Annotated in this window: 8 protein-coding genes; 3 read left to right on the top strand and 5 right to left on the bottom strand. The window is 65.0% G+C overall.

Annotated elements, in window-relative coordinates; translation table 11 throughout:
* Positions 1-88: 88 nt before the first annotated feature.
* Together ABFD92_11225 and ABFD92_11220 are read right to left on the bottom strand one after the other, a co-directional pair.
* A complete protein-coding gene (locus tag ABFD92_11225) occupies positions 89-460 on the bottom strand; it encodes a four helix bundle protein (protein ID MEN6505104.1) in 372 nt (123 codons plus the stop codon).
* 80 nt (positions 461-540) lie between these two features.
* Entirely contained in the window at positions 541-2,646 is a 2,106-nt protein-coding gene (locus ABFD92_11220; GenBank protein MEN6505103.1) for a 2-oxo acid dehydrogenase subunit E2, read from the bottom strand.
* 243 nt (positions 2,647-2,889) lie between these two features.
* Between ABFD92_11220 and ABFD92_11215 the strand changes: the two genes are divergently transcribed.
* From ABFD92_11215 to dnaE, 3 genes are all read left to right on the top strand, one after another.
* Positions 2,890-3,666, top strand: a complete 777-nt coding sequence (locus tag ABFD92_11215; GenBank protein ID MEN6505102.1) for a DeoR/GlpR family DNA-binding transcription regulator — start codon at positions 2,890-2,892, stop codon at positions 3,664-3,666.
* 28 nt (positions 3,667-3,694) lie between these two features.
* Positions 3,695-6,166, top strand: a complete 2,472-nt coding sequence (locus ABFD92_11210; protein MEN6505101.1) for a thiamine pyrophosphate-dependent enzyme — start codon at positions 3,695-3,697, stop codon at positions 6,164-6,166.
* 129 nt (positions 6,167-6,295) lie between these two features.
* On the top strand, positions 6,296-9,919 hold the full coding sequence (gene dnaE, locus ABFD92_11205) for a DNA polymerase III subunit alpha (GenBank protein MEN6505100.1): 3,624 nt from the start codon (positions 6,296-6,298) through the stop codon (positions 9,917-9,919).
* Here the strand turns inward: dnaE and eboE are convergent, their stop codons facing one another.
* The 3 genes from eboE to ABFD92_11190 all read right to left on the bottom strand — a co-directional run bounded on the left by eboE (position 9,920) and on the right by ABFD92_11190 (position 13,798).
* Positions 9,920-11,110: a metabolite traffic protein EboE gene (eboE, locus tag ABFD92_11200; GenBank protein ID MEN6505099.1), complete on the bottom strand. Its 1,191-nt coding sequence runs from the start codon at positions 11,108-11,110 to the stop codon at positions 9,920-9,922.
* A 12-nt stretch (positions 11,111-11,122) separates the two neighbouring features.
* Positions 11,123-12,358, bottom strand: a complete 1,236-nt coding sequence (locus ABFD92_11195) for a 3-dehydroquinate synthase (protein ID MEN6505098.1) — start codon at positions 12,356-12,358, stop codon at positions 11,123-11,125.
* A gap of 162 nt (positions 12,359-12,520) precedes the next feature.
* Positions 12,521-13,798 carry a nucleotide pyrophosphatase/phosphodiesterase family protein gene (locus ABFD92_11190; GenBank protein MEN6505097.1) on the bottom strand — a complete coding sequence of 426 codons (1,278 nt, stop codon included), beginning with the start codon at positions 13,796-13,798 and terminating at the stop codon, positions 12,521-12,523.
* Between the last annotated feature and the right edge of the window lie 71 nt (positions 13,799-13,869).

The raw sequence follows: 13,869 nt of genomic DNA, 5'->3' as shown, positions 1-13,869 counted from the left end.
GGAACCTCAAATCCTAAATCCTAAACTCTAAATCCTAAATAAAACCCAAACGACAAATTCAAAAGCTCAAAATTCGCCCGCAGCGGCCTTACGATGGCTTAGTCTTCTCGACGATGGCGCCAAAGATTTTGGTGAGTTCATCGGCTTCTTGCCGCCATCGTTTCCGGTCGGTCTCCAACGCACCGTCTTTGCCTGTATCGATTATGTCCAGCCAGTACCGGCTCTCCTTTGCCTCCTTGCGACAAATCTTGGCTCTCATCGCAAAGTCTTTCTTGCTCAAAGCCTCGTTTGCTTCAATATAGTTAGCCCCGACTGAGCCCGAGGAGCGGATGAGTTGGCCGCCATCCTCAATGTTCGCCTGCGTTTTGCACAATCGGGCAACAAATTGCCGCACGCCTCTGGCAAAGGCAAGCGTCCTTGCCTCCAGATCGTATTGTCTTCTGGGCTGGATTTCTGACATAGCGATCGCTCCAGCTACAGCTCCCAATCCCTTTTTGTATTTTGATTTTTGGTCATTTGGTCTTATTTAGAATTTAGAAATTAGAGTTTAGGATTTAACAAGCCTTCGGGGTCTTGCAGCAGTTCCCTAAGCCTGTTTACAAACTCCGCCGCCATCACGCCGTCGATCACGCGATGGTCCACACTGAGGATCATCGTCATCACATGGGCGGCCTTGACCTGGCCGTTCTCGACGACCGCTTCTTCGTGCGCCGCCCCGACGGCCAGGATGGCGGCCTCGGGCGGGTTGATGATCGCGGAGAACTCCGTGATGCCGAACATGCCCAGGTTGGTGATGGTGATGGCGCCTTGGCCCATGTTCTCGATCTTGCCGCTGCGGGCCTGCTCGACGATGCGCCGCGTCTGGGCAGCCAGGTCGCGGAAGCTCAGCTTGTCTGCCGAAGCGATGACCGGCACCACCAGCCCGCCCTCGACGCCCACGGCCATGCCGACGTTGGCGTTGGGATATTCCAGCAGATCGGTCCCGTCAACCTGGCTGCGGAAGCTGGGCTTCTCGGCGACAGCCTTGGCCACGGCCGCGACTACAAAGTCATTGATCGTACACTTGAACTCGCCGGCGGCTTTGAGCTGTTTGTACTTGGCCAGCAGGGCGTCGGCCCGCACCGTCTGCTTGATGTAGAAATGCGGGATGGTCTGCTTGGAGGCCTGTAGATTTTTCGCGATGGCCTTTCGCATGCCGGACATCTTCGTACGTTTGGGCTCGCCCAAGGCAGGCTTGGCCGGGACTTTGCCCGCAGCGGGCGCAGCCGCGCCAGTCGGGGCGATGGCCACATCGGTCGAAAGGATTCGCCCACCCGGTCCACTGCCGGCAGGCACGGCGGACAGATCGATTCCTCGCTCGGCGGCGGCTTTGCGCGCCGCGGGCGAGGCCTTGACCCGACCGTCACCTGAGAGGGTGCCACGCACACCTCCGGTGTGCGTGTCCCTGAGGCCCTGGGCAGTCCCCGGCGCTGCTTCGGGGACACGCTCAACGGAGTTGAGCGTGGCACCCTGCGCGGCGAGTGTGGCGCCTTGGGCGGCGCCGCTGCGCAGAAATGCATCGACCGCCGCGTCGTCCTCGGCCATGTACGCCACGGGCACTTTCACTTCGAGCGTTTCGCCTTCCTGGGCGACGATGCGGGCGACGCGCCCGGCGTCAACGGCTTCGACTTCGATGGTGGCCTTGTCGGTCTCGACATCGAAGATGATATCGCCAACCTTGACGCGGTCGCCTTCTTTCACGCGCCAGGCGACGATGGTGCCTTCTTCCATGCTCTGCCCGGCCTGGGGCATGAGGATGGGTGTCACGCCGGCCGGCAGTTCACTGGGTGGCATGGCGACACGCGTTGTTTGCGGGTCGCCATGGGGTGCGGCGGTCGGAGCTTCGGGGACACCCGCCGCGGGGGCAGCCTCGCCGCGCAGGAACGCATCGACAGCGCCCGCACTGTCCGCCAGATACGCCACGGGCACTTTCACTTCGACGGTCTGCCCCTCGGGCACGACGATTCGGGCGACGCGCCCGGCGTCGACGGCTTCAACTTCGATGGTGGCCTTGTCGGTCTCGACATCGAAGATAATGTCGCCGGCTTTGATCTGGTCGCCTTCCTTGACGCGCCAGGCGACGATGGTTCCCTCTTCCATGCTCTGCCCGGCCTGGGGCATGAGCACGGGCACGACAGGCGAACCGGCCGATACGGGTGGCATGGCGACACGCGTTGTCTGCGGGTCGCCATGAGGGGCAGCGGTCGCCGCGGATTCAGGGACACGCACAACGGAGTTGTGCGTGGCACCCGCCGGCGCCGGCGGGGATGTATCCACACGGGCTGCCGCCACGGCGAGCTTGACCGTCTTGGCGGGGGCAGCCGCGGCGGCTTGGGCGGCGATCTCGGCCAGCGCTTTGGCGGTGTCCTCGCCAGGCTGGCCCAGCAGGGCCACCGGCTCGCCAACGGCCACGACCGTGCCTTCGCCGGCCAGCACCTTGAGCAACCGGCAGTCGGCGGCGGCGGCGATCTGATAGATCGCGTCGGGGGCCTCGATCTCGACGATCGTTTCGCCCTTCTTGAGCTTGCCGCCCTCGGCCTTGGACCATCGGCCCACGGTTACTTCCTCAACGGTCTTGGAACGCTGCGGTATCCGCAATGTCAGCATCTATGCACCTCAGTATACAGGGCACGGCCTCTTGGAGTGCGGCAGCCATAGCTGCCGCTTTGGATTCTTCCGGCTTGCGAAAAACTTCCAACGCGGCAGCTAAGGCTGCCGCACTCCATAAAAGGATACTGGATGAAATGTTCAACATCAAGCAAAAAGTTTGCACTTTTATGTTGATCTGTGTGCATAATTATGATTAACTTGAGCCATAGACTGCGACAAGAGCCGCGCAGTCCTTAAAAGATGAACGCATCATCCCAACAAAGACGCGACAGCATACTCTCTCAAGCCTATGAGAAAGGGCATGTTAGCGTGAAGGATCTGACCGACGCGCTGGCCGTTTCGTCGGCCACTGTCCGGCGGGATTTGCGTGCATTGGCCGACTCGGGCGATCTTTCCCTGACCTACGGCGGGGCCAGCCTGGCCCGCAAGATGGACTTCTCGTTCCGCTCCAAGGCCGCCCGCAACACCTACGCCAAGCAGGTCATCGGCAGCCTGGCCGCGGGGCTGATCCCCGACGGCGACCAGCTCTTTCTCGACAGCGGCACGACGTGCTTCGCCACGGCAGCGTTTCTGCGGGGCAAACGCGGGCTGTCCATCATCCTCAACTCGGTGCGCCTGGCCGAGGTGCTTGACTCGCCGGCTATCAGCGTGATCTTGCTGGGCGGGCAGTACCGCCCGGCCCGCATGGACACCATCGGGCCAATGGCCACCGCCGCTCTCGAGCAGCTTCGCGGATACGTGGCGATGATCGGCGCCGACGGGTTGGGGATGGACTTCGGTCTCACTGCCGGCGACATCGACTCGGCCGCCCTGTACCGCCTGGCCGTGCGCAACGCGCGGCAGACGATCCTGCTGGCCGACTCGAGCAAGTTCGCCGCGCCTTCGCTGTACAAGATCGTCGACTGGGACGCCGTCAGCCGCGTCGTCACCGAAACAATGCCCGACCAACCCTGGCGCGAGTTCCTCGCGTCGCGAAACATAGAGATTACCTGCCCCGAAACCGCCTCGCAGCCGTAGCGCCCGGCGAGGCTCCAGGAGTAAACCGATGCCCAAGAATCTGATGATCGTGCCGCAAGAGGTTCGCAAGAGCGGACGGATCGACTTTACCTCGATCCCCGTCAACGCCTACAACAAGACCATCGCCCAGGAGCTGGCCCGCTACAGCAAGGCCGACCTGATCGCCGTCCAGCGCGACATGCTCCTGCTGCGCACCTTCGAGAACATGCTCAATGAGGTCAAGCTCCGCGGCAACTTCAAGGGCGTCGCCTACGACCACAAGGGCCCGGCCCACCTGTCGATCGGGCAGGAATCCGAGGCCGTCGGGCAGGCGATGCACCTGGACCTCGATGACCATATCTACGGCAGCCACCGCAGCCACGGCGAGATCCTCGCCAAGGGCCTGTCGGCTATCCGCAAGACCGACGACGCGACGCTGCTGGACATCATGCGAAACTACTTCGGCGGGCAGTGCCTCAAGATCGTCGAGCAAGGCGCCACCGGCTCGGTCAAGGACCTGGCTGTCGACTTCCTGATCTACGGCGCCCTGGCCGAAATCTTCGGCCGCGAGGCGGGCTTCAACAAGGGCATGGGCGGCTCGATGCACGCGTTCTTCCCGCCCTTTGGTGTGTTCCCGAACAACGCCATCGTCGGCGGATCGGGCGATATCGCAGTCGGGGCGGCGATGTTCAAGCGGATCAACCACAAGCGCGGCATCGTGATCGCCAACATCGGCGACGCGTCGCTGGGCTGCGGGCCGGTCTGGGAAGGGCTGTGCCTGGCCAACATGGACCAGTACCGCACGCTCTGGGACGGCGACCACAAGGGCGGGCTGCCGCTGATCATGAACTTCGTCAACAACTTCTACGGCATGGGCGGCCAGCCCGTCGGCGAGACGATGGGCTTCGGCATCCTCGCCCGCCTGGGCGCGGGGCTCAACCCCGAGCAGATGCACGCCGAACGAGTCGACGGATACAATCCGCTCGCCGTGGCCGACGCCATCGCACGCAAGAAAGAAATCCTCGCCCAGGGCCGCGGGCCCGTCCTGCTGGATGTCATTACCTACCGCTACAGCGGTCACTCCCCCTCCGACCAGTCGAGCTACCGCGAGAAGGCCGAGGTCGAAGCCTGGCAGGCGGTGGACCCGCTCTCGCACTTCGCCGCCGACCTCGTCGCCGCCGGCGTGTGCTCGCAGGGCGATGTCGACGCCCTGGCCGCGGCAGCCGAGGACACGATCTTCCGCGCCTACACCAAGGCCATCGACCTGAAGATCTCGCCCCGGGCCGACCTCAAGGCCAAGGGCTCGCTGCTGGAAGCGACGATGTACTCCAACCAGAAGGTCGAGTCGATGGACACGACCCGCCAGGTCGAAGTGCTCATGCCCAAGGACGCCAACCCGCGCGTGCAGTCGCTGGCGGGGCGCTCGCGCTCGGCGTTCGATGAAAAGGGCGCTCGCCTTAAAGACACCCGCTGCGTCGGCCTGCGCGACGCGATCTTCGAGGCCGTCCTCGACCAGTTCTACACCGACCCGACGCTGGTGGCCTATGGCGAGGAAAACCGCGATTGGGGCGGGGCCTTCGCCGTCTACCGCGGCCTGACCGAAGCCCTGCCCTACCACCGCCTGTTCAACACGCCCATCAGCGAAGGCGCGATCGTAGGCTCAGCCGTGGGCTACTGCCTCGAAGGCGGGCGCGTGATCGTCGAGCTGATGTACTGCGACTTCATGGGCCGCGCCGGCGACGAGATCTTCAACCAGATGTCCAAGTGGCAGTCGATGTCCGGCGGGCTGCTCCGCATGCCGCTGGTGCTTCGCGTGTCGGTGGGCAGCAAGTATGGCGCCCAGCACAGCCAGGACTGGACGAGCATGGTCGCCCACATCCCCGGGCTCAAGGTCGTCTTCCCAGCCACGCCTTATGACGCCAAGGGCATGATGTATACTGCCCTGACCGGGACCGACCCGGTGATCTTCTTCGAGAGCCAGCGCCTCTACGGCAACGCTGAGGAGTTCGTCCCCGGCGGCGTGCCCGCCGGCCGCTACGAGGTGCCCTTCGGCGAGCCAGCCGTCCGCAAGCAGGGCAAGGACCTGACGATCCTCACCATCGGCGCGACGCTCTACCGAGCCCTCGAGGCCGCCAAGCAGCTCGAAGCCCAGTACGGCATGAGCTGCGAGGTGATCGACGCGCGCAGCATCGTGCCCTTCAACTACGAGCCGGTCCTGGCGTCGGTCAAAAAGACGCACAAGATCCTGCTGGCGTCGGACGCCTGCGAGCGCGGCAGCTTCCTGCACACGATGGCCAGCAAGATCACCCAAGTGGCCTTCGACGACCTCGACGCCCCGCCAGCCGTCGTCGGCGCCCGGAACTGGATCACCCCCGCCGACGAAGTCGAAGACGCGTTCTTCCCCTTCCCGGTGGACCTGATCGACGCCGTCCACGAGCACATCAAACCGCTGCCCGGTTACACCGTAAAGCGTGACTGCTCCACCGCCGAGATCATCCGACTGAGCAAGGAAGGGATCTGAGAAACCGTAATTGGTAATCAGTAATCGGTGATCGGTATCGCCTGGACCCTTGGCGGGTCGAGGTTTTGTCCTATCTCTTTGAACCGATCGGGCGGGGGTGCTATAGTGGGCGGCACGGAAGTCAACGCCATGGACGGATTCGTACACCTTCACACGCACACGCATTACTCCCTGCTCGACGGGGCCAATCGCATTGACGATCTGCTGCGCCGCGCCAAAGAAACGGGCATGGGCGCCCTGGCGATCACGGACCACGGCAACCTGTTTGGGGCTATCGAGTTCTACAACCACGCCCGCCAGGCGGGCATCAAGCCCATCCTGGGCATGGAAGCGTACATCTCGCCCACCACGCGCAGCGACAAGTCGATGCGCAACCAGAAGAACGCCGCCTACCACATGATCCTGCTGGCCATGAACGAGGGCGGCTGGAAGAACCTCATCAAGCTCTCCAGCCGCGCGTACATGGAAGGCTTCTACTACAAGCCGCGCATCGACCGCGAGCTGCTGGCGGAATTCAACGACGGGCTCATCTGCACCACGGCCTGCCTGGGCGGCGAGGTGCCCTCGGCGCTGATGGACGGCAACACCGACAAGGCCCGGGCGATCGCCGGCGAGTACCGCGACATCTTCGGGCCCGAGCGGTTCTTCATCGAACTGCAGAAGCAGGGCCTGGCCGAGCAGGATCGCGTCAACCCGATGCTGGCGGCCCTGGCGGCCGACCTGGGCGTGCGCACGGTCGGCACCAACGACGTACACTTCCTGACGCGCGGCGACAAGCCCTCGCACGAGGTGCTCTGCTGCGTCTCGACGGGCAAGCTCCTGGGCGAAGACACCACCGTCGTCTACACGCCCGAGATGTATCTCAAGAGCCCCGCCGAGATGCGCCAGGCGCTGGCGAACTGGCCCGAGGCCGCCGACGCGACGCTGGCCATCGCCGAGATGTGCAACGTCGAGCTGCACCACGACCCGCACCTGCCGGCGTTCCCCACGCCCGCGGGCGTCACGCCCGACGCCTACCTGGCGGACCTGGCGTGGAAAGGCCTGGCCGGGCGCTTCGCCGGCAGGGACATTCCCGCCAACTATGTCCAGCGGCTCAAGTGGGAGCTGCAGGTCATCGCCGACAAGGGGTACAGTTCGTATTTCCTGATCGTCAACGACTTCGTGCAGTTCGCCCGTTCCAACCGCATTCCCGCCGCCCCTCGCGGCAGCGGCGTGGCGACCTTGCTGGGGTATTCGCTGGGGGTGGCCGACGTCGACCCGATCCGCTACGGCCTGCTGTTCGAGCGGTTCACCGACCCGCAGCGCAAAGAGGCGCCCGATATCGACATCGACATCTGCCAGGAAGGGCGCGGGCGGATCATTCAATACGTGCGCGAGAAGTACGGCCACGTCGCGCAGATCATCACCTACGGGACGCTCAAGGCCCGCGCGGTCCTCAAGGACGTCGGGCGCGTGATGGGCATGAGCGTGGCCGAGGTGGACGTCATCACCAAGAAGGTGCCCGACGCGCTGCACGTCACGCTCGACAGCGCCCTCGAGAGCGAGCCGGACCTCAAGAAGCTCTACGACACCGACAGCCGCATCCACGACATGATCGAGCACGGCAAGCGGCTCGAAGGCCTCGCCCGCCACGCCGGCGTGCATGCCGCGGGCGTGGTCGTCGCCCAGCAGCCCCTCGAGACGCTCGTGCCGCTGTACCGCCAGTCCAGCTCCGAAGACGCCATCACGCAGTGGGACGGGCCCACCTGCGACAAGATCGGCCTGATGAAGATGGACTTCCTGGGCCTGCGCACGCTGACGGTGATCCAGCGCGCCCGCGAGCTGGTGGCGGCGAGCACCGGCGTCGATCACGACCCCGAAGCCCTGCCCCTCGACGACGATAAAGTCTACGAGCTCTTCCGCGCAGGGCGAACCGACGGCGTGTTCCAGTTTGAATCCGACGGCATGAAGGGCGTCCTGATGCAGATGCAGCCGTCTCGCATCGAGGACCTCATCGCCGCCAACGCCATGTACCGTCCCGGGCCGATGGAGCTGATCCCCAGCTACTGCCACCGCAAGCTCGGGCGCGAGCAAGTGCCCAGCGTGCACCCGCTGGTCGACGAGATGCTGGCCGAAACGTACGGCATCATGTGCTACCAGGAGCAGGTCATGCAGGTGCTCAACCGCCTGGGCAAGCTGCCGCTCAACCGCGCCCTGACGCTCATCAAGGCTATCAGCAAGAAAAAGGCCAAGGTCATCGAGGAGGAGCGGCCAAACTTTTTGACCGGCGCGAAGGAAAACGGCATCAGCGAGTCTGAGGCGCAGGAACTCTTCGAGCTGATTCTCAAGTTCGCCGGGTACGGTTTCAACAAGGCCCACTCGACGCGCTACGCGATCGTGGCGTACCAGACGGCGTACTTCAAGGTCTACCACCCGCGCGAGTTCATGGCCGCGCTGCTGACCTTCGAGTGCGGCGACACCGACAAGGTCGTGCAGTACATGACCGAGGCGCAGCGCATGGGCATCAGCGTCGCCCCGCCCGACATCAACACCTGCGCCAGCGACTTTACCGTCGACGGCGACCGCGTGCGCTTCGGCCTCGCTGCCGTCAAGGGCGTCGGCGAAAAGGCCGTGCATTCGATCCTCGAAGCCCGCTGCCGCGCCAAGACCTTCCGCGATCTGTTCCACTTCTGCCGCGAGACCGACCTGCATGCCGTCAACCGCTCCGTCATCGAGGCGCTGATCAAGTGCGGCGCCTTCGACGCCCACGGCGCCAGCCGGGCGGCCATGATCGCCGTCGTCGAACAGGCCATCGCCATGGGGCAGGAAGCCGCCGCCGACCGAAAGAGCGGGCAGATGAGCCTGCTGGGCGGGATGGGCTTGGCCGCCGACGCCGACGCGCCGGCCAAATTCCCCAACGTCGAACCCTGGTCAGAGGCACAGCTCCTGGCGGCCGAGAAGGAGACGCTCGGCTTCTACGTCACCAGCCATCCGCTGATCCACTACGCCCGCGAGCTCGAGGCCTTGAGCTATCCCAAGGATACGAAGCTCTCGAATCTTGACGCCCTGGCGGCGGGGGCGCAGGTCACCATCGGGTGCATGATCGCCTCCGTGCGGGCGACCGTCACCAAGACCGGGCGCTCGGCGGGCAAGAAGATGGCGATGCTGACGATCGAGGACCTGACCGGCAAAGCCGACGCGGTGGTCTTCTCGGAATCGTACGAGAAGTTCAAGGACGAACTGGAAGTCGAACGCATGGTCTTCATCGTCGGGACGGTCGACCGCCGCCGCGAACGTCCGAACATCATCGTCGACAACGTCATCCCTATCGACAAGGCGCTGGAAGAGCTGACCGGGTCGATCACCCTGCGCCTCCCGCCGGGCGCCGCACCGGAACTGACGGACGCCGCGCCGCAAGCGGCGCAGCCGGCGCCGGCTTCAGGGCCGATCCTGCCTCGCCTCAAGGCGCTGCTTAGCGCCCATCGCGGCGGCGGGTCGGTCTACCTGGAACTGCACCCCGTCGAGCACAGCGGCGTTGTCGCCAAGATGCGCCTGGGCAAAGACTACGCCGTCGCCCCATCGCGAAAACTTGTCGACGCGCTGGTTGAACTGCTGGGCGACCAGAGCTATCTCGTCCTGACCCCCAAGCCCCGCAAAGAAAACGGCAACGGCAAAAAGCAATTCTACCGCACCGCCCCCAAGCAACTGTCCCTGGGCAACGGCAACGGAAAACCCAATGCCCCCGCCAGCGCCGCCGTCACGCGGTTCAATTAGTTATGGCCGGGGGAGGAGGTGGTTGAAAACCCACTCGTATTCGCGCGCCAGGGCGGCGGGCAGGTCGGGGGCGGCCAGGTCGGGCGGCAGGACGCCGAAGGTATAGGTCTCGATCTCCAGATGCTCGGTGGTCCCGGCGGCGATGCGGCGGGGCAGGGCCTCGATGAGCTGGGCGGTGGTCGGCTCAAGGTCGCCTCGCCCGCTGAAGAACAGGGGCACGTGGAAATGCACGCGCCACTGGGCGGACGGGTCAGCGCTGTCCAGGGCGTCGGGCAGATCGTTGTAGGACAAGACGGCGCCCGAGGCGGCGCGGACCTTGACCTGGTGGAGATAGACTCGCTCGTCGAATGCCGCCAGCGCCGCCGGGGCGTCCACGCCCGGCCCTGCCGACAGGGCGGAACTGAGGTGGATCTTCGCCACGCGAACGCCGGCGGCCGTCAGGGCATCGAGGCTCTGACCGATATCCTCGAACTCGACGGCCATGTGCGAGGTGTCGAAGCATAGCCCGACGTGGCGGGCGAGGATCTCGGCGGCGGAGCGTTCGTCGCGCCCGCCGGCTTCGAGCCAGGCGGCGCCGGTTTCCTTCATCGGCCCGGCAAAGAAGGCGATGGCCTCGTCGGTGGTCTCGATATAACAATCCGGCTCGGGCTCCAGCGCCAGGCAGATCTCGCGCCCCGTGCGGGCGCGAAGTTCGTCCAGGTGCATCGCGGCGGCCGCAAGGTTCGCGACCATCGTCTGCACCTGCGACGCGCCGGAGATCCAGCTCTTGTACGATCCGGGCACCGTGGAAATGCTGCCGGTCACGCCCTCGCCCAGCAAGCCCGCCAGGATGTCAGCCAGTTGCAGCGTGTACGTCAGGCGCGACTCCTGCCGCCAGTCCGGGCGGTAGACGTCCTGCTTGACGGCGGTCTTGTGAAACTGCCCGTATGGAAAGCCGTTGATGGTGAACACATAAAGGCCGTTGTCGCCCAGAAAACGGCGGAACTCGCCAAGGCGATCTCCCTCAAGCAACTCCCCCGCCGCCCGCGCGCTGAGCCGCAACCCCAGTCCGAAAGGCTCCGTCCAACCCAGGCGGTCGCGCACGGCGATGGCGCTGGTGGCGATAGACGTCAAATTCTCCGCCCACGTCTCACCAGGATGAACGTTGAGGCAGTAAGTCAGATGCAGCGGAGGTTTTGAGCGGATAAGCATTTCTTGTGTTGGCTAAATCTTCTTTGACTCATTTGTGATCTCTTTGGTGCGCCGCGAAAGCCACGCCAGAGCGTTTTCGATCTGTGCGGCGTCCATGTGATGCACCTGGCACTTGCGGCCCAGGCCGTCTGGCAGCGTGATCGTCAGCGCGCCGCCCAGGTGCTCCTGGAACTGGCGCAGGCCTTCGAGAATCTCCAACTCGCCCGCGTCGCTGCGGCGGGCCAGGCAGGGGTCCCAGACCGGCAAGCCGCAGGCAATCATAGCCGCCATCACGCTGTCGAACTCGCCTTGCGTGATCAGCCCCCGCGACATCGCACAGTGCATGTCGATGGCGATGCCGATGGCCACCGCTTGTCCGTGCCCGACGGCGTAGCCGGTCATCGTCTCGATCTTATGGGCGGCCCAGTGGCCGAAATCCAGCGGGCGCGCCGAGCCGGTCTCGAACGCGTCGCCGCCGTCGCGGATGTGCTCCAGGTGCAGAATGGCGGTCCGGCGGATGACGTCTTCCATGGCCGCAGCGTCGCGGTCGGCCAGGGCGGCGGCCTTGGCGACCAGTAGTTTCAGCAGCGAGCGATCCTTGATGAGGGCGACCTTGAACGCCTCGGCCAGGCCCGCCCTCCAGTCGCGGTCGGTCAGCGTGGCCAGCAGGCCGAAGTCGTTGATCACGGCAAAGGGCGGGGCAAACGTGCCGACGAAGTTCTTGGCCCCGTGCTCGTTCATGCCGGTCTTGACGCCCACGCCCGCGTCGTTCTGGGCCAGCGTCGTGCTGGGCAGGCGCACGAGGCGCAGGCCGCGATGCACCAGCGAGGCGGCGAAGCCCACCATGTCCAGCACCGCCCCGCCGCCGATAGCGATCACGAAGCTCTGGCGATCGAGGTGGGCGTTGCCCAGGACGGACATCACCGACCGCACCAGGTCCCAGCTCTGCTTGGCGCCTTCGCCGCCGCTGACAAGCTGCGGCGGCAACGCCAGTTCCGCCCTGCCGCAGTGGGCGTGGAAGTACTCCACGACGCCGGCAGTCAATTGCGGCTGGGCCGCAGCCAGGCCCGCGTCGATGAAGACGGCTGCGCGGTGCAGGCGCTTTTCTCCCAGGCGTTCGAGCACGTCGATCAGCAGGGCGTTTTCCGGCACAAAAATCCCGCGCGTGAAGTACACGGGGTAGTCAAACGACACGCTGAAGCGCTGGTGGAACACGTGCCCTTGGGGGCCGGCGGCGGATGACGCGGCATTTTGATGTTGTTCAGTCATAGCTCTTTCGATGCAACCGGCGGGCCAACCTCAAAGATAGCATATTCCAGCCCCGCACATCGCCACTGCGACGCCGGTACTGCACAAACTCGGTGCGATCCTTCGCAAAGAATGTGCAGCGTCTCGTCCGTGCATCCGGGGAGCATGGACGAGACGCCCATGCTACTTCAGGTACCGTTCAACCGCCTGCGACAGTTCGACCAGGTTCGAGGGCTTGCCGAGCTCGGCGGTGCTTGCCCAGGCGACTCTGCGCCCCGGACCGATCAGCCCGTGCGTGCCGCGAACCTTCCGCGCGTCAGTGCTCACGCCCGGCGGCCACAGCGACAGGAACAACTCGCAGGGGTCGAATCCGGGCTTGTTGTGAATATCCACATGCGTGGCGTAGTCGGGCGCCTCGCGAGGGTGCGTCCACCAGGGGTAGGCGAACCAGGCGCCTTCCTGCGCCAGCAGCACCAGCTCGCCGCTGTTGGGATGATTGAGCCCCGCGGCCTCCAACTGCGGTCCTTGTAGAACCGCCGCCACGCCGGGAAGTTTCCCCAGCGTCTCGGCGGCGGCCGTAATGTCGTCGGGGAACCGCACGTACACGTGGGCGACTTCGTGGTCGACCACGGCGAAGGCGCGGCTGGTGTGCAGATCCGGGTAGAGCATTCCGCGCACGTTGCGGGCGGCCATCAGGCCCGCCGCCAGCAGGGCGGCGTTGGGATGCACAGCGGCGACGGTGACTTCGGCGATGGCGTAGTCGCCGAAGACCAGCACCCGGTAGCCCAGTCTCTGTGCTGCGGCGAGCAGTTGCCTCAGTTGCACGCCCAGCAGTTCGACGGCTTTGGCGCTTCGTTCGTGCGAGGGTCCCCAGCGCTGCAGGTCGTAGTCCAGCGTCGGCAGGTAGGTCATGCACAAATCGATCGCCCCGACGGCGCCTTGCAGCACCTCGATGGTGGCCGCGGCGATCCAGTCGCCCGCGCGGGCCGAGGCCGCCGGGCCCCAGTAGTCCTGCAGCTTGAACGGACCGAGCTTGTCCTTCAGGCGTCCATAGAGCGACGGCGGCTGGCTGTAGCAATCCTGGATCATGCGCCCGTGATGTTTGTGAATCGGCGCAGGCGAGAGGACCACGTCGATACACTCGCCCAGGCTCTGCTGCCAGAAGAGCATCGCCGTGCGTTTGCCGGCGAGGCTGAAGTTTTCCCAGATGCGCCGCCCGCTGACCAGGGCGCTGGATTGCTCCCAGAACATCGCCCGGCGTAGCGTGCGGTGGAAGATCCCGTTGGCGATCATTCCGTGCTGCGCCGGCAGCGAGGCAGTGCGGAACGTCGCCTGGGCCGTACACGTCACCGCCGGCAGGACCGAGTCCATCGCCGCCCACGTCAGCGGCAGGGCAGGCAACTGCCGAGCCACATCTTCAGACAAAGCGGCAACCTGGATGACCAAGAGCTTGTCGGACATAACTCTCTATTATCCATCTCACCGCAGAAATCGCCAAGGGCGCAGAGAAGAAAAGAAAGCGGAAGACTGCT

The organism is Planctomycetaceae bacterium, assembly GCA_039680605.1.
Classification (GTDB): Bacteria; Planctomycetota; Phycisphaerae; order SM23-33; family SM23-33; genus JAJFUU01.
This window is presented reverse-complemented; position numbering and strand designations above follow the sequence as displayed.